Consider the following 18,428-nt stretch of genomic DNA (forward strand, 5'->3'; position numbering starts at 1 on the left):
TCAGCCCCCGTAACTCAGGATCAGGCCGTGCATCAGGCGCGACCAGCCCTCCACCGCGACAAACAGGAAGATCTTCAGCGGGATGGAGATCAGGGTCGGCGACACCATCATCATCCCCATCGCCATCAGGACGTTGGCCACGATGAGGTCCACAACCAGAAACGGGATGTAGAGGAGGAACCCGATCTCGAACGCGCGGGTCAGTTCGGAGGCGACGAAGGCCGGGATCAGCACGATCAGGTCGTCCGATTTCAGCGTGGCCCGCGCCTCTTCCGACCAGACGGAGGAGGAGGCGTCCATGAAGAACTGCCGCTCCCGCTCCTCGGCAAAGCGGCTGAGGTAGTCGCGCAGGGGCCCGGCCAGCGTTTCGGCCGCGCTCTGGATGCCCTCCACCGTCTCGATCTGCACCGGGTGGGTTTCGAGCTCGCGGTACATGTTCCCGACCAGCGGCGTCGTGACATAGACAGTCAGGATCAGCGCGATGCCGTAGAGGACGAGGTTCGGCGGCGAAGCCTGCACCCCCAAAGCGTTCCGGATCAGGAACAGCACGACCGAGATCTTGAGGAACCCCGTCATCGTCACGATCGCCAGCGGCAAGAGGCCGATGGTGGAGATGACGATGATGATGGCCAGAAGGTTCGGTTGGAATTCGGTCATGATGTTCCGGAAAGGTAAAGGATGCGCAGGCCGGTGCCGGTGCCCAGCGTCACCCGCTCCCCCCGGCCGGCAAGGGTGCCGCCTAGGCGAAGGTCGGCCGCGCCAAAAGCCGCTACGGGCAGGATGTCGCCGGGTTTCAGGGCCGCCAGCGCGCCAAAGGTCAGCGTCGTGCGCGCCAGTTCCGCGGTGACGTCGATCATGCCCTCGCCCGCCTCGCGCAGGGGCAACGGCAAAAGCTCGGAGCGGAGGATCGCACCCTGCGGCTCAAGGTCCAGCGCGGCCCCGAACTCGCCTTCCGCCACGGCAAGCGGGGGGCCGGGTTCCAGCATCACGATGTCGCCGGGGCGGAGGGAGGCCGCCTCGTCCCGCGTCAGGACCTGACGGCCCAGCCGGATCGCCATGCCCACGGGCAGGGCGGTCAGGTCGGGGCCGTGCGGGGGGGACAGGGCGTCAAGATGGTCCGCAAGCTCCGCATCCGGCGTCAGGCCGGCGGTGAAGGTCTTGCCCACGGTGCCCAGCACCAGCGTCAGGGTCGGCGGCGGTGCGTTTACCGGTTCCAGCCGCAGCGGCCCGAGGCTGTCTTCCAGCGCGGGCAGAAGGTCCAGCACCGCCAGTTCCAGAAGCATCGCCTGATGTGCCGGGTCTTCCGGCACGGCCTCCAGTTTCAGCGGCTGAAGTAGCCATTCGATCAGGGGGCCCGGCAGGTGCAGGACGCTGCCGCCGATGCGAAAGGCCGTGCCGCCCGTATCCGCCCCCGCAGCCACCGACAGGGTGACGTCCCGGCCGCCAAGGCGCAGCGCCAAAGGCGCGCGGGGCGCCAGAAGGCGGTGCAGCGGATCGAGGTCGGGGGCCGGCGCCAGCCGGTCGGCCAGCAGCCGCAGGGTGGGCGAAAGCTCCATCATCGGGCGGCGTCATCCTCGGATTCGGTGTCGGACAGCGCTTCGGTCCGGCGGCGGGCGGCGGCGTCCGTCCGGTCCGCCAGCGTGCCGATGGCGGCGTGGCGGCGGGCGGCGCGGTGCAGGACGTCTTCGGCTTCGCGCTGCTGTTCGTGGGCATGAGTAAAGGCGGCGGCGGCTTCGGCCAGCCCCCGCGTCAGCCCGTCGCGGCCCTGCGCCGCGTGCTGGGCGCGGGCTTCCGCCTCCAGCAGATCCGCGTGGGAAAAGCCGCGGGACAGAAGCGCGTCATGGGCCATGGCGTCGCGCGCGGCCTCGGCCTCGTCATGGGCCCGGATGGCGTTGCGGGCGCGGGCCTCGGCGGCGGCGGCGGCGGCGGCACGGGCGCGCGCCCCGGCGGCGGCAGCTTCGGCGCGGCGTTCGCGCAGGGCCCGCAGCGCGCGCAAGCGGTCAAGGTCGCTGGTCATGCGCAGATCTCCTCCATCCGGGCGACCGCTTCGGCGATGCTGCCTTCGGGCGCGGCCTGCCGTAGAAACGCCTCGATCGCGGGCTGTCGGGCGATGGCCGCGTCGATCGCAGGGTCGCTTCCGGCGGCGTATTCGCCGATCCGCAGCAGCAGCTTCACCTCCTCATGCGCGGCAAGGCTTTCGCGGAGGATCGAGGCCAGTTCGCGGTGACGCGGAGAGGCCACGGCGTTCATCAGCCGGCTGCGGCTTTGCAGGATGTCGATGGCGGGGAAGATGCCGCGCTGCGCCTGTTCGGCAGACAGCACCACATGGCCGTCCAGGATCGACATCACCTCCTCGGCCACCGGATCAAGGCCCGCATCCCCTTCGGTCAGCACGGTGTAAAGCCCGGTGATCGACCCGCCGCGGCCCGGGCCCGCCCGCTCCAGAAGCCGCGGCAACGCGGAGAAGAACGACGGCGGAAAGCCCCGGCGGGTGGGCGGTTCGCCCGCGGCCAACCCGATCTCGCGCTGGGCGCGGGCAAAGCGCGTGACGGAATCGATCAGCAGCAGCACGTTGCGCCCGCGGTCGCGGAAATACTCGGCCACGGTGGTGGCGGCATGGGCGGCCTTCGCCCGCTCGATCGCCGGCCGGTCCGAGGTGGCGACGACCGCCACCGTGCGCGCCCGCGCGTCGGGGGGGATGTGGCCCTCCAGCAGCTCGCGTACCTCGCGCCCCCGTTCGCCCACAAGGCCAAGAACGACGACATCCGCCTCCGTTCCCGCGATGATGGAGGACAGGAGCGAGGATTTCCCCACCCCCGGCCCGCCGAAGATGCCGACGCGCTGCCCCCGCGCCACCGTCAGAAGCCCGTCGATGGCGCGCAGACCCAGCGCCAGCGGCTGGCGGATCACATCGCGCGACAGGGCGGGCGGCGGGTCGGCCAGCACAGGGCGAAGATCGCCCATAAGGGGCGCCCCGCCATCCAGCGGCCGCCCCATCGGGTCGATGACCCGGCCCAGAAGCGCCTCGCCCACGGGGATGTGCAGGCTTCGGCCCGTGGGCACCACCTCGCACCGGGCGGACAGGCCCTGAAGGTCGCCCACCGCCGTCAGCACGGCGCGGTCGTCCTGAAAGCCGATGACCTCGGCCGGAACCAGCCGCCCGCTGGCGGGATCGCGCAGCTGGCACAGCTCGCCGATGCGGGCGGCCGGAAGGCTCGCATGCACGATGATCCCGCGGATTTCGCGGATGCGGCCGCGAACGGGGCGGGGGTCGGCGGCGGCGGCGGCGCCCGCCAGCCGCGGCAGGATCGCGTCCAGGTCACGCATCGGGCGCGGCCCCCATCGCCGCGCGCAGAACGGCAAGCTGCGCGTCCAGGCTGATGTCGATGCTGCTGAGTGGGCTGGTCAGGATGCATTGCCGCCCGGTCAGCAGGCGGTCGCCCACCACCCGCAGCGTCGGCAGGTCGATCCGTGCCTCCACCTCGGCCACAAGGGGCAGGGGCACCGACAGCGTGATCTCCCCTTCGGCGCGGAAGCTGGCAACGGCGCGGCGGGTGGCGGCGGCGACCGCCTCCGCATCCTCCAGCCCGTCCAGCAGCGTGCGGAGGATAGAGGTGACGAGGTCGGCCACCCCCGGCTCGATCCCCGCAAGATAGCGATCGACGCCGGCATGGGTGGTCAGCAGCAGGCCCGCGGCCTCGGCTTCCCCTGCCGCGCGACCCTCGGCATGGCCTTGGGCGCGGGCAGCGGCGACCTCGGCCTCAGCCGTGGCGCGGATAGACTCCGCCTTGGCGCGCGCACGTTCCAGAAAAACGAATCCGTTCTGCCACGCCTCGGCTTCGGCCGGGCGAAGAATGCGGGACAGGGGGCGGTCGGGCAGGTCGGTCATCAAGCCTCCGCCAGCCGGCGCAGAATGGCGGGGCCGTGGGTGCGCGTCACCTCATCGCCCGGTGGCAGGTTGTCGGGCCATGCCAGCGCGGCATGATCGCGCAGGGCGGGCGGCAGGGTGTCCAGCCACGCCGACAGGCAGGCGGTGCCGTCGGCCGCAATCCGCTCCGGCTCGGCCAGATCGGTGCGGTCGGGGGAAAGGTCCAGATGCCGGCGCGCGTCCGTCAGCGCCCCTTCTCCGAACCGCGCGGCGAGGGCGGCGATGACGGGGCCGCGGATCTCGCGCAGAAGGGCGCGGGCGTGCAGGACGACACCGGCGCGCAGGGCCAGCGTCTCCAGCCCCTCGCGGCCCATCGCCAGAAGGGCGCGGTCGGCGGGATCGGCACCGTCCAGCGGATCGGGACCGGCCATGGCGGCGATGCGGTCCGCAAAGCGTGGCTCGGCCCGAAGGCGCGCGGCGACGGCGTCGGGCAAGGGCGGGTCGAACAGCAGGCGCAGGCGGGACGGGTGGATCGCGGTCAATCCAGCACCTCCAGCCGGTAGTTGCGGACCTGCGTCCTGCGCCGCCAGAGGACAAAGGCCAGAAGCCCCGCCAGTGCCACGCAAGCCCCGGCCAGCACCGCCAGAATGGTCACGGCGCGGGCATAGCTCGTCTCCAGCACCCAGACGCCCAGAAGCTGCACCATCGGCTGGGTGCGCGCGTCCGTCCGGGGCGGGGGCGCGGCCACCGTGACAACCGACACCGCATCATAGGTCAGCCCCGCGATGCCATTGGCCACCAGCGTCTTGATGCGCGGGATCAGCGCCGCGGCGTCCAGCCCCGCCTCGTGCCGCACGAAGACCGAGGCCGAGGAAGGCTGAAGATCGCTGCGCAGCGGATCGTTGTCGGGCAGCACGATGTGGACGCGGGCCGACAGGATGCCGTCGATCTCCGACACCGTGCGCGACAGCTCCTCGGACAGGGCGTAAAGCATGCGCGCGCGTTCCTGCGTGGGGGTGGACACCAGCCCTTCCTGCTTGAACACCTCGCCCATGGAGGCGAACTTCTGCCGCGGCAGGCCCGCCTCCTCCAGCAGGGCCACGGCTTGGGGGAAGCGCGCCTCGTCCACCGTCACCGTCATCTGGCCGTCTTCCTGACGGATACGGCGGGCGGGAATGCCTTCCTGTCCCAGCGTGGCGACGATCAGGTTCGCCTCATGCTCGTCCAGGTTGGTGTAAAGATCCTCCTTGCAGCCGGCCAGCGTCAGAAGGGCGGTCAGCGCTAGAAGGCAAAGGCGATGTTTCATTGGCCGCGCAGCAACGTGTTGGCCGCACCGGCAACCTGCGTGGCGCCGCGCACCACCAGCTGCGTTTCGATCGCGTGGTCGAACATCATGCCCAGCGATTCGATCGCCCGGTCCATCTGGCTGCCGTCCACCGGCGCCTTCTGCGGCGGCGCGGGCATCGCCCCGGGGTCAGACGAGAGGCTGACCAGCGACGATCCCGGTGCCTCGGGCACGCCGCCCGTCAGCCGTCCGGCCCGTTCGGCCAGCGACGTGCTGCGTTCGGCATACCCTTGCAACCCCTGCATCACCTCGGAGCCGAGCTGGCCGGGGCTTGCGCTTTCGGGCAGGCCCTTGGCATGGGCCGCGGCGTGTTCGAACAGGTTCTGCGCGTTGGCCTGTCCGTCAACCTGAATGGGTGCGGCGGCGGCCGCGGCGTCGATGCTCATGGTGTTCTCCGGGCTGGGATGCGGGGGGCGCCGGCCCCCCGCCTCGGGATCATTCGTCCGACATCGCCTCGTTCAGGATGTCGTTGGCGCGCGGCATGATGATCATCTGCCCGCCGATGGAGATGGCGCCGGAGACCATCATCTCCTCCAGCTCCGGCGTCATGCCGCCGTTCTGGGCGTTGTCGACTGCGGCGTTGAACTGCGCCTCGTCATTGGTGGCCGGGGTGGTGGAGTCGCTGCCGCTGATCGGGGTGGTCGCCATGGTGTCTCTCCTTCAGGGTTGGGGGTCGTCTTGGGTGGTCAGGGTGGCCACATCCTCCACGCCCTTGCCGCCGCGATAGACGCGGACGCGCGGATCGTCGCCGACGGGGCCTTCGGCGGGCTGCATGTCGCGCACGAACGCCTCCACCATCGCGACATAGGCGGGCGGGCCGGACACGAGGATCATGCGCCCGTCCTCCGATCCGCGCAGGCCAAATCGCGGATCGGCAAGGCCCATCCCCTCCATCTCGCGCGTGACGGCGGCGCCGGTCATTCGGCCGGAGGACAGGGTGCGGGTGGCGTATTCGGATGCGGCACTGACGTTCAGCACGGCGCCGTCGTAATACCAGACAAGGCCGTTGGCGTTCGCAATGGCGTCCAGGAAGCCGACGGCGTTCGGCGCCTCGATCCGCCCGTGCACGCGGCCCTTCACGCCGTCCGTCAGCGCCACGGCCACGCCCATGTTCCGGCCGAATTCGGTCAGCGCGGTGCGGATGTCCTGATCCAGCACGACATAGTCGTAGGGCAGCCCGGCCCAGGGCGGGATAGCGGCGGCGGCCGGCGACAGCCCCGCCGCGCACAGCGCGCAGGCCAGGGCCGACAGCCGGAAGGAGAAGGGTGGCCACAAGGTCATGGTCCCCCTTCAACACCGAAATTTGCACGAAATTATGACAGGTTAACCTTTTTGCAGGTTTCCGCCGACAGCCCGGAAACTGTCGCAGGGATGTTACAGTTAACGGGTTGTTTAGCATCCGACGACTGCGAAAACGCGTGGTTCGTCCGGGCTTCCGGCCAAAAGGCCCCGCCCTCAACGCAGTACGACCGAACCGAATCAAGGAGTTTCCCCATGGCCGACGCCGTCACCCCCACGACCTCCAGCAGCTCCGACGCCGCGATCGCGAAGATGGAGGCCGCGTTCGACGCCGCCATCGAGAAATCGGCAAAGATCACCGAGATCACGACCGAGAAGAAGACCGAGCTCGACGCCACGAAACAGCGTCCGCAGAACTGATCCTTCAGGCGCAGGCGGGCTTCGGTTCCGCCTGCGCCGACCCCGTGACATTCCAAGGTGTCCCCCATGATGACCCCCGCAACCGCCGCCCCGACCCGTCTGCCGCTGCCCGCGGCACCCGGCGGGCTGATCCTGTCGGTGCTGGGCGGTCTGCATCAGGGGGTGGACGCCGCCATCGCGCCCGAAGGCTGCACCATCGGCGCTGCAAGCCATTGCGACGTGGTGCTGGCCGATCCGCGCGTAGCCCCCGACCACCTGCGCCTGCGCTTCTATGGCCGCCAGGTGGCCATTGACGCCATCGGCGGCGAGGTCGGGATCGAGGGGCGCGAGCCCGTGCCCCAAGGCCATGGCTGCCGCACCCTTCTTCCCGTGACGCTGACTCTGGGCGAGGCGCGCCTTCAGATCCGCCGCGACACCCGGCCCGCCGGGCTTCTGGCCCGCTGGCTGCCCATTGGCGGGTTGACGCTGGCGGGCGTGGTCGGCGTGATCCTTCTGTCCTCGCAATCCTCGGGCGCGCCCGAACGCCCCATGGCCCATTCCCTGCCGCCCGTGCCCCCTGTGACAGCCCCGGCCGACAGCCCCGTTCCCGACGCGCTGCGCGCCCAACTGGCCGAGGCCGGCCTTCCCGGCCTGACCGTCACCGGATCGGGCAGCCATGTCGAAGTGCATGGCGCTCTGGCCGAAGCCGACCGCCCGGGCTGGCAGGAGGTGCAGCGCTGGTTCGACCGCACCTATGGCGCGCGCTACGTCCTGACCAGCCGCGTGACCGCCGCCGCCCCCGCCGCGACGCCCGACTTCTCGTTCCAGGCGGTGTGGTTCGGCGCGGACCCCTACGTGATCGACGCGCGGGGAGAGCGCCGCTATCCCGGCGCCTCGCTTCAGGACGGCTGGATGCTGAAGACGATCGAGCCCGGCCGCATCACCGTTTCGCGCAATGGCACGGACTTCGCGCTGACCCTATGACCACCAGACTTTCCGCATGAGCCGGATTTCCCGTCACGGCCCCGTCGAGCGGCATCGCCTTGACAGCGCCCTCGTTTCCGCGGGGCAGGGCGCAGATCCGGTCACGCGCGCCCAGATCGCCACCTTCGAAAGCATCCTGCGCCAGCGCCGGCGGACCACCTCCGGTCGTTCGCTGCGGGACGAGATCGAGGCCCTGACCATGCCAGAGGTCGGCGATCCCGGCATCTTCGCCTCGGGCCGCATGACGGACCTGCTGGCCCATGTGATCGGAGAAATCCTGCCCCGGCTGGACATGACCGAGGACGTGCTGGCCATCACCCAAGCGATGCTGGAGGAGGAGATCGCGAACCAGCGCGAGATCCAGGACCGCATCGGCGAAGGCACCCCATGAGCGGCAAGCGCACCGATTCGGCCGATCTCCTCCATTCGCTGGGCTATCTTTACCTGCGCGCCGGGCAGGGGCGGCGGGCGCTGGTCCTTCTGCTTCTGGCCAACCAGATGGAGCCGGACAGCGGCGGCATCCTGCGCACCCTGACGGCGGCCCTGATCGAGAACGGATCCTCGCAGCGCGCGCTGTCGGCGCTGGACCGGCTGGCGGAACTGGAACCCGATCACGGGCAGGCCGCGCTTCTGCTGCGCGCCCGCGCCCTGTGGATGCTGGGAAGCGAGGACGAGGCGCGGCGCTGCTTCAACGACTACGTGGCCACGCGGGGCGCGGCATGAACCGCGTGCTTGGTCCCCTGACGGCGCTGGCGCGGGCGGCCTCGGGCCGGTCGGACATCATCGTGGCCACCTTCATGATGCTGGCGATGGTGATGATGATCATCCCGCTGCCCACGCTGTTGGTGGACGCGCTGATCGCGATCAACATCGCGCTCAGCCTTCTGGTGCTGGTGGTGGCCTTCTACATCGGGCGGCCGGCCGAATTCTCCACCCTGCCGCCGATCATCCTGCTGGCGACGCTGTTCCGCCTTGCGCTGTCCATCACCACGACGCGGCTGATCCTGCTGCAGGCGGATGCGGGATCCATCGTGCAGACCTTCGGCGAATTCGTGATCGGCGGGCAGATCATCGTCGGCCTCGTGGTGTTCCTGATCATCACTGCGGCGCAGTTCATCGTCATCACCAAGGGGGCGGAGCGTGTGGCCGAGGTCGCGGCCCGCTTCACGCTGGACGCCATGCCGGGCAAGCAGATGTCGATCGACAACGACCTGCGCAACGGGGACATCGACACGGCGGAGGCGCGCCTGCGCCGGTCGCGGCTGGAGCGCGAAAGTCAGCTTTACGGCGCGATGGACGGCGCGATGAAGTTCGTGAAGGGCGACGCGATCACCGGCCTGATCATCGTGTTCGTCAACCTGATCGGCGGGCTGGTCGTGGGCATGGTCAATCACGGGATGACCTTTGCCGACGCGGGCCACACCTATTCCCTGCTGACGGTGGGCGACGGGCTGATCGCGCAGATCCCGTCGCTGATGATCTCCCTCGCCGCGGGCACGGTGGTCACGCGGGTCGCGAGCGATTCCGACCGCGATCTGGGGACGGAGATCATGCAGCAGCTCGGCTCCAGCGAGCGGCCGCTGGTTCTGGCCGCCGTGGTGCTGGGCGGGGCCGCGCTGGTGCCGGGCTTTCCGACGCTGATCTTCCTTGCGCTGGCCGCGCTGTTCGGCGGGCTGGCCTTCGGCATCGTGCGCCGCCGCAAGGCCGTCGCCACCACCGAGGCCGCACCCCCCCTGGCCGAGGTCGAGGAATCGGCCGAGGAGCCGGTGCAGGACGTGATCGTGTCCGACGGTTCCATGCGCCACAAGGTGGTGGTGCAGATCGGCCCGTCGCTGGCCCGCACCATTTGGTCCGACCGTTTCCGCCGCGACACCAACGACCTGCGCGCCGATCTTCAGGCCGACCTCGGCCTCGATTTCCCGGCGGTGGAGCTGCGGATGAACCCGTCGCTGGCGGCCGAACGTTTCCAGATCGACCTTGACGGCGTGCCCATCGGCGAAGGCGACCTGCCGCAGGGCATGTTGCTGCTGAACGATGAGACGATGCATCTGGACATGATGCGCGTCCCGTGGCGGCAGGGCCCCGCAATGGCCGGTCAGGCGCGCACCGTCTGGGTGGCCGACGACCATCTTCCCGCGCTGGAGGAGGCCGGCGTCGGCGTCCTTTCGCAGCCCGAGGTTCTGACCCGCTGCCTTGGCCAGTCGCTGCGCCGCTATGCCGCGAACTTCATCGGCATTCAGGAAACGCGCGAATTGCTGACGCGGATGGAAGCGGAATACGGCGAGCTGGTGCGCGAGATGAACCGCGTCGTGCCCCTGAACCGCCTGTCCGACATCCTGCGCCGGCTGGTGGAGGAGGACGTGCCCATCGCCAACATGCGCGCCATCCTGGAAGCGCTGATCGAATGGGCCCCGCGCGACGCCGACACCCTGTCCCTGACCGAACGCGTGCGCGCGGCGCTGGCCCGCCAGATCTGCCACCGCCACGCGCAGATGAACCGGGTGCTGGCGGCCTATGTCACCACCCGCCCGGCCGAGGAGACGCTGCGCGGATCGGTCAAGCAGACCGGCCTCGGCCCCAGCCTGCTGCTGGGCGACGCCGCCTCGCGCCAGTTGCTGGAGCAGTTGCGCCGCGACGAGGGCGAGGCGCGGCCCGTTCTTTTGACCGCGATGGACCTGCGCTTCGTGTTGCGCCACTTCCTTCTTCGCCACGGGATCGAGATGCCGGTGCTGTCCTATCAGGAAATCGCCGCCGACTATTCCGTGCAATCGCTTCAGCCGGTGACGATGGGCGCGCAGCGGCGCCCCGCGCCCCTGTCCCGCGCGGCCGACCCCGCCTGAACCAAAAGGACGACCCTTCCGATGAAACGCCGCTTCGGCACCGCCTTTCTTCTTCTGCTGCTGTGCCTGCTTCCCTCCGTTCTTCACGCCCAGACGCTGGACGCGCGCGCGGGTGAGATGCTGCGCCTGTCGGTGGGCGACGGCCGCATCCTGCGCTTTGACGCGCCCGTGTCGCAGGTGTTCCTTGCGGATGCGGACATCGCCGATGTGCGCGTGATCTCCCCCCAGATGGTGTATATCCACGCGCTGCGGGTCGGGCACAGCAACCTGATGGCCATCAGCGAGGATGAGGTGACGGTGGGCAACGTGGACCTGCGCGTGACGGAGAACGCGGGCGATCTTGCCGCCGACCAGCGCGCGGCGCAGCCGACCAGCACCATCTCGCTCCGCCTCTTCGGGTCGGCCCCGGCGGCCAGCGGACAGGCGCGCGACCTGCAAGAGGCGCTGGACACTGCCGACGTGCTGGAGGCCAATGCCGAAGGGGACGAGCCGGTGTTCAACAACACCACGATGCAGGGCGCGAACCAGATCAACATCCGCGTCCGCTTTGCCGAAGTGTCGCGCGATCAGCTTCTGCGCTACGGCGTCAGCTGGAACGCCCTCAGCGGCGGCGAATTCTCCTTCGGGCTTGTCACCGGAACCACGCCGGCCGCGGGCAGCGCGCTTCTGTCCGCCAGCCGGACGTGGAGCGACGGGCGCATCGACGTTCTGCTGGACGCGCTGCAGCAGAACGGCATCCTGACCATCCTGGCCGAACCCAACATCACCGCCGTCACGGGCAAGACCGCCAGCTTCCTCGCGGGGGGCGAGGTGCCGATCCCGGTGCCGGTCACGGAAAACCAGGTGGGCATCGAATACAAGCAGTTCGGCGTCTCGCTCCTCTTCACGCCGACGCTTCTGCCCACGGGCCGCATCTCCATGCGCGTCCGCCCGGAGGTGAGCAGCCTGTCCTCCGAAGGCATGGTGGAGATCGCGAACCTGCAGGTTCCGTCCCTGCGCGTCCGCCGCGCCGACACCACGGTGGAGGTGGGGAGCGGCCAGACCTTCGCCATCGCGGGCCTGTTCCAGCGCGACGCTTCGCAGTCGGTGGACAAGGTGCCGCTTCTGGGCGACGTGCCGATCCTTGGCCAGCTCTTCCGCTCCAGCCGGTTCCAGAGGAACGAGACGGAGCTGGTGATCCTCATCACGCCCTATCTGGTGCAGCCGGTGAACGAGCGAAGCCTGAAGACCCCGCTTGACAGTCCCTCGGGCACGCTGAGCGGGCCGATCGCGGCCGCCAACCGGCCCAAGACGAATGCGGGGTTCGGGTTCTATGTCCAGTAAGATCGTTCTTGTCGGCCTGATCGCCTTGGCCGGATGCAACGCGCCCGCGCGCGACCCGCTGCCCTATTCACCGAACTACCACTACATCGGCGGGGCGCCGGCGGGGGTGATCCGCAAGGGATATGACGCGCCGCAAGGGCGGCTCGTGCCGGACGCCTGCACCACGCCCGATGTGGCGGCGGACCCCATGTATCTGCCGCCCGGCTGCGCCAATGCTGTGAACCTGCAGCAGATGGTGGTGAACCAGTCCGATCTGGTCCGCGGACGCACGCCGGGCCCGGCGATGGGCGCGCCCGCGGCCCGCGCCGCGCGGCAGGTGATCGACGGCACCGAACCCCCGCCCGCCGCGTCCGAGGACGAGGTGCTATCGACCACGCGGATCCTGCGCTGATGTCAGCCCGCGGCCAGAAGCCCGATTGCGCGGGCCTTGCCTGCGGCGGTGGGAATGCCGCGGATCTTCCGCGCCTCCGTCAGGAAGGCGCGCTTCTCGGCTTCGGGCCAGTCGGGCACCTGCACGGCGGCGGCGGCCGTGTCCTGCCCGCCCATCATCAGCACCAGCATCAGGTTGCGGAAATGGCGCAGTTCCGAGCGGGGAGAGGTGGTGACGGCGCGGGCGGTGGCGACGGCCTCGGCGTTGCGGCCGGCCACGGCCTCGGCCAGGGCGATGTTGCTTTGGGTGTCGAGGTTCGCAGGCTCCAGCCCTGCCGCATTGCGGAAGGCGGCTTCGGCCCCCGCCGTGTCGCCCGAAAGGATCAGCGCGGTCCCAAGGCGGTTGTAGGCGGTTCCGCTGCGCACCTTCGGCGCGGCCACGGCCAGCGTGCGCGCGGCGCCCTGCACCTGATCGGCGCGCAGCTGCGCGGTGCCAAGGCCCAAGAGCGCGGCCCCGTTGTCGGGATCGGCGTTCAGCGCGGTGCGGAAGGGGCGGGCGGCGCCTTCGGGATCGCCCGCCGCCATCAGCGCCTCGCCCAGACGGATGTTCGCGCCCACCGGATCGGTGGACTGCTGGGCCGCCTGCGCGTAAAGGCCCGCCGCCGTGGCCGCGTCGCCCCGCGCCTGGATGTCCTGCGCCAGACGGATCATCTTCGCTTCCTCTCCGGTCGCGGGGCGGGTGCCGTCGGGCGAGGCGCAGGCCGCGAGGATCAGCGGAAGGGCGGTCAGGGCAAGAACAGGGCGCATCGTCTCTCCTTCGGGTCGGGGGCATTCTATGGAGGCCCCCTCGTGAAGGCAACGTCTGCCGCCCCGGTGCCACGGGGATGAGTGGGACATCCGAGGAAAAGACCCTCGCCGCCTCCGACAAGAAGCTGCGGGACGCGCGCCAGAAGGGGCAAACGGCGAAAAGCCAGGACCTCGTGACGGGGATGGTGCTGCTGGTCGCGGTGATCTTCCTCGGCTTTTCCATGGCCGACCAGCAGGTGAAGGTAGAGGCGCTGTTGCAGATGGTGGCCCGCCGCGCCTGGACCGAGCCCCTTGCGGCCCTGTGGCCCGAGATCCGGCTGCGCGCGGCCGAGATCCTTCTGGGCCTTGCCGTTCCGCTTCTGGCGGTGACGGCCGCCACCATGATCGCGACCAACCTGGCCGTAATGAAGGGCTTCGTCTTCGCCGTCGAACCCTTGACCCCGAAGTTCGAGAAGATCAGCCCGGTGGAGGGCGCCAAGCGCATCTTTTCCATGCGCAGCCTCGTGGAGTTCCTGAAGGCGCTGTTCAAGATCTCCGTCCTCGCCACCGCCTTCGTGCTGGTGTTCCGGGCGGGGTTGCAGCCCCTGATGCAGTCGTCCACCTGCGGCGCCTCCTGCGTGCGGGCCAGCGTGGAGGGGCTTTTGCGCCCGCTGATCGTGACGGCGATCGTGATCTTCCTGTTCGTCGGCACCTTTGACGTGCTGGTGCAGAACTGGCTGTTCAAGCGGGACATGAAGATGACGAAGTCGGAACAGAAGCGCGAACGGAAGGATTCCGAAGGCGACCCCGCCATCCAGCAGCAGCGCCGCAAGCAGCGGCGCGAGATGCACGCCCACGGCACCCGCACAGGGATCGCCCGCGCCTCGATGATGGTGGGGGTGGGGGATGGATGGGCGGTCGGCATCCGCTATGTCCGGGGGGAGACGGCGGTGCCGATGGTGGTCTGCCGCGCGGGGCCCGAGGCCGCGGCCGCGATGCTGGCCGAGGCGGGAACGCTGCGGATGCCCGTGATCGCCGATGGCCCCTTGGCCGCCGCCATCGCCCGCGCCGCCCGCACGGGGGAGCCTGTGCCCCCCGCGACCTTCCAGCCCGTGGCCGACCTTCTGGTCGCGGCCCGGCTCATCTAGGGGAACGACATGACGGACCTTTCGCGACGCATGCTTCTGGCGGGGCTGCTTCTGGCGCCCGGGGCGGCGGGGGCGCAGGGTTATCTCGATTTCCTTTATGCGCCGATGGGCGGGCAGGGCGCGGCCCCGGCGGAGCCGCCCCCCGCGCCGCAGCGGGTGCCCTATCCCACGACAGAACCGCCCGGCACGATCCTGATCGACACCGCCGCCCGCCGCCTGTTCCTGGTCGAACCGGGCGGAACCGCCATCGCCTATGCCGTGGGCGTGGGGCGGGAAGGCTTCGGCTGGTTCGGCACGGAAACCATCAGCGCCAAGCGCGAATGGCCCGACTGGCGCCCGCCCGCCGACATGCGCGCCCGCCGCCCTGATCTGCCGGCTTTCGTGCCCGGCGGCCCGGACAATCCGATGGGGGCCCGCGCGCTTTATCTCGGCCAAACGCTTTACCGCATTCACGGCTCGAACGAGCCGGAAACGGTGGGGGATGCCGCCTCCTCGGGGTGCTTCCGCATGACCAACAGCGATGTGGCCGATCTCTACGAACGCGTGCGCATCGGGGCGAAGGTCCGGGTCTTCTGACCGGCGGGATCCCGCCCCGCACCATGCAACGTCACACGGGGGTCATACACCTCCCGTTAACCTCGCCCCGTCCGAAGTCCAAAGAAGGTGTTCCCGATGGCCAATGTCGCCGCTTCCGCCCCCGTCGATCCGTCCTCGGTCGATCCGAACAATGTCGGCGCCTGGGAAGATGCCAAGCAGCAGGCCAAGGACGCGGGCATCCTGTGGGAACGCCCCGAAGGGGACACCCGTTCGGCCAAGGAGATCATCGACGAGAATCCGATCCTGAAGAAGCTGGGCAACCAGGCTGGCGTGCGCGAATCGCTGGAAAAGCGCGTGGGCGGCGACATCGAAACGGACGCCGACGCGGCCTTCCGTGCCCTTCAGGTGCTGGAGCATATCGAGCGCTTCGACCAGAAGGGCGACCGGCTGGTGGGCGGCGATGTGGACAACGGCCAGATCAACGGCTTCACCAAGGGGGGTGAGGCCAAGAACGGCACTGAAGCCGGCCGTCTTCAGGACTTCGGCAAATACGGCTTCGCGAACCTGAACGGCGAACTTCAGCACATCACCACCGCGGCCGAGGATCCCAAATCGCGCGAGGCGGCCGAGGCGCTGGGCATCGAATGGGTGCGCCCCGAAGGCGACACGCGCTCGGCCGAAGAGATCATCAAGGACAACCCGCTGCTGGCCAAGCTGGGCAACCAGAGCCACGTGAAGGACATGCTGAAGGAGCAGGTCGGCGATTTCGAAACGGATGCCGACGCCGCCCACCGCGCGGCGCAGGTTCTGGAGCATATCGAGACCTTCGACGCCGACGGCAACCGTCTGGCTGGCAACGACATCGGCAATGGCGAGGTCAACGGCTTCACCAAGGGCGGCGAGGCCAAGCACGGCACCGAAGCCGGCCGCCTGCAGGACTTCGGCAAGAAAGGCTTCGAAAGCCTGAAGGGCAAGATGCGCGACAGCGCGGACGCCGGCGGGAACGAAGAGGCGAAGAAGCAGGCCGAGGCGCTGGGAATCCACTGGGTCCGGCTGGAGGGCGACGACCGCACCGCGCAGGAGATCATCGACAAGGACCCACTGCTGAAGAACCTCGGCAACCAGTCCGACATCCGGGACATGCTGAAGGAACAGGTCGGCGATTTCGAGACGGACGCCGACGCCGCCTTCCGCGCCAGCCAGGTGCTGGAGCATATCGAGACGCTGGACGGCACCGGCAACAGCATCACCGGCGGCGATGTCGACAACGGCCGGATCGACGGCGTCACCAAGAGCGGTGAGGCCAAGCACGGCACGGAAGCGGGCCGCCTGCAGGACTTCGGCAAGACCGGGTTCAGCGCCCTGAAGGGCGAGATGAAGGACACCGTCACCGCGGAGGTGGAGGCCGGGAACGAAAAGGAACGGGCCGACGCCGTCAACGCCGCGCGGGAGGAGGCCGGCCTGCCGCCCTTATCGAAGCTGGACATCGCGAACCTCGAAACCTCGGAAACGGGAACGGACGGCAAGGCGCTGACCGTCACCGACCTCGCCTGGAAGAACACCATGGCGGAGTGGAAGACCGGGATCGAGAACGGCACCATCAAGGCCGACGATGACCGGGCCAAGCTTTACAACGCGCTGAAGGCCGGCGCCTATCTGGATCAGGGGGCGGGCGTCTACGGGCTGGACATCGGCACGGGCGTGGCCGTCAAGCCCGCCGAGGGCAAGGACTTCGAGGCGATCATCGACGGCGGCAAGGTCGACGAGAAGATCGCGACCCTGATGGAATCCGAGGCCGTGTCCAAGGACATCACCAAAGCCCGCACCGACGCGCTGACCAAGGTCGAAGGCGGCGACAAGCTGGTGACCGAGCTGAAGGACATGGCCAGCAGCACGGAATACGCCCTGTATATTCAGGAGTTGAGCAAGGACCCGAACAAGAAGCAGCTGGCCGAGGATGACATCGCGGCCACCTACACCTCGCTTCTGGCGGTCGATCCCGATGCTGCGGCTTCCTTCGCCAAGAACATGCAGATCGACACGCTGACGATGGAACTGGACGCCCTGATGGCGGACCCGTCCAAGATCAGCGACGAGGATCTTGCACTGGCCGGCAGCGACACCGGCAAGATGCTGCTGACGCTGATCAAGAAGGGCGGCCTCGATCTGGGCCGCCGCGCGGCCGAGGCGCAGAAGTTCCTGGAAGGAATGCTGGGCGACAAGAAGACCGCCAAGGAGTTCGGGCAGGCGCTGCAGGAACTGGGCGCGAAATACGCACAGACCGGCGAAGTCACCACCAAGGATGTGGAGAAGGTGCTGGGCAAGGGGCAGTACCCCGCGCTCGAGACGTCTTCCATCCGCGGGATGTTCGAGGAACTGACGAAGTCCGGCATCATCGGCTCGCTCGGCGGGGCGGTGTCTCTGGCCTCGGCGATCTACCAGCTGGCGGGCAAGGGCGGCACGCTGGCCGACACGCCCGAGGAGCGGCTGTCCATCGCCAAGGACTTCGTCAGCTTCGTGGGCGCGGGCAAGCATTTCGGCGATCTGGCGAACCACATCATCGGCGAGCACAACAAGAACGTCCAGAAATACAACGAAGAGATCGAGGCGAAGTACAAGGACAACACCTGGGACATCGACGTCGACCGGCTGAAGAAGACGCCGACCGAGTCGCTCCTCGGCCTCGACAAGACGCTGGACGACCTCCTGAAGCCGCCGTCCGAGGTGACCACCGGCCCCAACAAGGACGTGAGGAAGTTCGAGGAGGCGTTCGAGACGGCGCTGAACGACTCCTCGAAGGCCGACACCTACAAGAACTCCATCATCAAGGACATGACGGACGAGGAATATGGCAAGCTGATCAAGGGGGTCGAGGACGGCTATCAGGTCCGCCCCGAGATCACCGCCGCTGACGGAACCCCCGCCAAGGGCTGGCACAAGGGCGCCTCCGCCGCGCTTCTGGTGATGAGCGCGGGGGCCGACACCTTTGCGGGCGCGGCCGACATCGCGATCGGCGCGCTGACGATCAAGAAGGGCCTCGCCTCGGGCGACGACGTGACGACGTCGAAGGGGGCGCTTCAGGTCGCGGCGGGCGGCTTCGGGCTTGCAGGGGGCTTTGCCTCGTCGCTCGGCCTCGTGAAAGGGCTCAGCTTCATCAAGGCTGCGGCGGCGCCGTCCTTCTTCGTGTCGGCCGTGCTGTCGCTGGCGACGCTGATCCCCGACATCATCAACGACGTGAAGCGCACGGACCAGATCAACACCTACCGCGACGACATGCGCGACTTCTTCAAGCAGCTGGACCAGGAAGGTCTGCTGGCCGAGGACGGGCTGGACAAGTTCCGCTTCCTGGAAGCCTACATGACCAGCTATGGCCAGCGCGACGCGCCGGACGGGATCAGCATCTTCGACTATCGCAGCGACGAGGTGGACCACTTCCTGACGGAGCTGAAGGAGAACAAGGAGATGTACGAGAAGAACAGCAACGGTGATTTCTTCACCACTGACATCTTCCTCGATCAGGACAACCACGAGGATTACGACGGGGACGGGTCGAACCTCGACACCGACCTCGACCGGATCGGCTGAGCGTG

At 68.9% G+C, this 18,428-nt stretch carries 21 protein-coding genes; 10 read left to right on the plus strand and 11 right to left on the minus strand.

Going from position 1 to position 18,428, the window contains the following annotated elements; all coding sequences use genetic code 11:
• From sctR to PIJ50_RS12110, 10 genes are read right to left on the minus strand one after another with little or no spacing between them, the layout of a single operon-like run.
• Positions 1-657 (minus strand): type III secretion system export apparatus subunit SctR, encoded by a 657-nt coding sequence (sctR, locus tag PIJ50_RS12065; protein ID WP_271975592.1) that lies wholly within the window; start codon positions 655-657, stop codon positions 1-3.
• Entirely contained in the window at positions 654-1,559 is a 906-nt protein-coding gene (locus PIJ50_RS12070) for a FliM/FliN family flagellar motor switch protein (RefSeq protein ID WP_271975593.1), read from the minus strand. Before PIJ50_RS12070 ends, sctR begins: the two co-directional genes overlap by 4 nt.
• Positions 1,556-2,017 carry a hypothetical protein gene (locus PIJ50_RS12075; RefSeq protein ID WP_271975595.1) on the minus strand — a complete coding sequence of 154 codons (462 nt, stop codon included), beginning with the start codon at positions 2,015-2,017 and terminating at the stop codon, positions 1,556-1,558. Before PIJ50_RS12075 ends, PIJ50_RS12070 begins: the two co-directional genes overlap by 4 nt.
• Complete coding sequence (locus PIJ50_RS12080) at positions 2,014-3,327, minus strand: FliI/YscN family ATPase (RefSeq protein ID WP_271975597.1); 1,314 nt, start codon at positions 3,325-3,327, stop codon at positions 2,014-2,016. The genes PIJ50_RS12075 and PIJ50_RS12080 overlap by 4 nt, the downstream gene beginning before the upstream one ends.
• Complete coding sequence (locus tag PIJ50_RS12085; RefSeq protein WP_271975599.1) at positions 3,320-3,889, minus strand: hypothetical protein; 570 nt, start codon at positions 3,887-3,889, stop codon at positions 3,320-3,322. The genes PIJ50_RS12080 and PIJ50_RS12085 overlap by 8 nt, the downstream gene beginning before the upstream one ends.
• Positions 3,889-4,410: a hypothetical protein gene (locus tag PIJ50_RS12090; protein ID WP_271975601.1), complete on the minus strand. Its 522-nt coding sequence runs from the start codon at positions 4,408-4,410 to the stop codon at positions 3,889-3,891. The genes PIJ50_RS12085 and PIJ50_RS12090 overlap by 1 nt, the downstream gene beginning before the upstream one ends.
• Positions 4,407-5,174 carry a type III secretion system inner membrane ring lipoprotein SctJ gene (gene sctJ / locus PIJ50_RS12095; RefSeq protein WP_271975604.1) on the minus strand — a complete coding sequence of 256 codons (768 nt, stop codon included), beginning with the start codon at positions 5,172-5,174 and terminating at the stop codon, positions 4,407-4,409. The genes PIJ50_RS12090 and sctJ overlap by 4 nt, the downstream gene beginning before the upstream one ends.
• Entirely contained in the window at positions 5,171-5,599 is a 429-nt protein-coding gene (locus tag PIJ50_RS12100) for a hypothetical protein (protein WP_271975606.1), read from the minus strand. Before PIJ50_RS12100 ends, sctJ begins: the two co-directional genes overlap by 4 nt.
• A 49-nt stretch (positions 5,600-5,648) precedes the next feature.
• On the minus strand, positions 5,649-5,861 hold the full coding sequence (locus PIJ50_RS12105; protein WP_271975608.1) for a hypothetical protein: 213 nt from the start codon (positions 5,859-5,861) through the stop codon (positions 5,649-5,651).
• Between the two features lie 12 nt (positions 5,862-5,873).
• A complete protein-coding gene (locus tag PIJ50_RS12110; RefSeq protein ID WP_271975610.1) occupies positions 5,874-6,494 on the minus strand; it encodes a hypothetical protein in 621 nt (206 codons plus the stop codon).
• Between the two features lie 213 nt (positions 6,495-6,707).
• Between PIJ50_RS12110 and PIJ50_RS12115 the strand changes: the two genes are divergently transcribed.
• From PIJ50_RS12115 to PIJ50_RS12145, 7 genes are all read left to right on the plus strand, one after another.
• Positions 6,708-6,872 carry a hypothetical protein gene (locus PIJ50_RS12115; protein WP_271975612.1) on the plus strand — a complete coding sequence of 55 codons (165 nt, stop codon included), beginning with the start codon at positions 6,708-6,710 and terminating at the stop codon, positions 6,870-6,872.
• Between the two features lie 66 nt (positions 6,873-6,938).
• Complete coding sequence (locus PIJ50_RS12120; protein WP_271975614.1) at positions 6,939-7,835, plus strand: SctD/MshK family protein; 897 nt, start codon at positions 6,939-6,941, stop codon at positions 7,833-7,835.
• 16 nt (positions 7,836-7,851) lie between these two features.
• Positions 7,852-8,226, plus strand: a complete 375-nt coding sequence (locus tag PIJ50_RS12125; RefSeq protein ID WP_271975615.1) for a hypothetical protein — start codon at positions 7,852-7,854, stop codon at positions 8,224-8,226.
• Positions 8,223-8,558 carry a type III secretion apparatus assembly chaperone SctY gene (gene sctY, locus PIJ50_RS12130; RefSeq protein ID WP_271975617.1) on the plus strand — a complete coding sequence of 112 codons (336 nt, stop codon included), beginning with the start codon at positions 8,223-8,225 and terminating at the stop codon, positions 8,556-8,558. The genes PIJ50_RS12125 and sctY overlap by 4 nt, the downstream gene beginning before the upstream one ends.
• Complete coding sequence (sctV, locus tag PIJ50_RS12135; RefSeq protein WP_271975619.1) at positions 8,555-10,675, plus strand: type III secretion system export apparatus subunit SctV; 2,121 nt, start codon at positions 8,555-8,557, stop codon at positions 10,673-10,675. Before sctY ends, sctV begins: the two co-directional genes overlap by 4 nt.
• 21 nt (positions 10,676-10,696) lie before the next feature.
• The gene (locus PIJ50_RS12140; RefSeq protein ID WP_271975621.1) at positions 10,697-11,998 is read left to right on the plus strand and encodes a type II and III secretion system protein family protein; all 1,302 of its coding nucleotides are present in this window, start codon (positions 10,697-10,699) and stop codon (positions 11,996-11,998) included.
• Positions 11,988-12,389 (plus strand): hypothetical protein, encoded by a 402-nt coding sequence (locus PIJ50_RS12145; protein ID WP_271975623.1) that lies wholly within the window; start codon positions 11,988-11,990, stop codon positions 12,387-12,389. Before PIJ50_RS12140 ends, PIJ50_RS12145 begins: the two co-directional genes overlap by 11 nt.
• A 2-nt stretch (positions 12,390-12,391) precedes the next feature.
• On the opposite strand, the gene PIJ50_RS12150 is transcribed toward PIJ50_RS12145, so the two are convergent.
• On the minus strand, positions 12,392-13,174 hold the full coding sequence (locus PIJ50_RS12150) for a tetratricopeptide repeat protein (protein ID WP_271975624.1): 783 nt from the start codon (positions 13,172-13,174) through the stop codon (positions 12,392-12,394).
• Positions 13,175-13,251: 77 nt separating this feature from the next.
• Here PIJ50_RS12150 and PIJ50_RS12155 point away from each other — a divergent pair, with 77 nt between their 5' ends.
• The 3 genes from PIJ50_RS12155 to PIJ50_RS12165 all read left to right on the plus strand — a co-directional run bounded on the left by PIJ50_RS12155 (position 13,252) and on the right by PIJ50_RS12165 (position 18,423).
• Complete coding sequence (locus PIJ50_RS12155) at positions 13,252-14,301, plus strand: EscU/YscU/HrcU family type III secretion system export apparatus switch protein (RefSeq protein ID WP_271975625.1); 1,050 nt, start codon at positions 13,252-13,254, stop codon at positions 14,299-14,301.
• A 9-nt stretch (positions 14,302-14,310) separates the two neighbouring features.
• Complete coding sequence (locus tag PIJ50_RS12160; RefSeq protein ID WP_334212727.1) at positions 14,311-14,877, plus strand: L,D-transpeptidase; 567 nt, start codon at positions 14,311-14,313, stop codon at positions 14,875-14,877.
• A gap of 96 nt (positions 14,878-14,973) precedes the next feature.
• Positions 14,974-18,423 (plus strand): type III effector HrpK domain-containing protein, encoded by a 3,450-nt coding sequence (locus PIJ50_RS12165; protein ID WP_271975626.1) that lies wholly within the window; start codon positions 14,974-14,976, stop codon positions 18,421-18,423.
• Positions 18,424-18,428: the final 5 nt, after the last annotated feature.

The organism is Falsirhodobacter sp. 20TX0035 (genome assembly GCF_028307215.1).
GTDB lineage: Bacteria > Pseudomonadota > Alphaproteobacteria > Rhodobacterales > Rhodobacteraceae > Falsirhodobacter.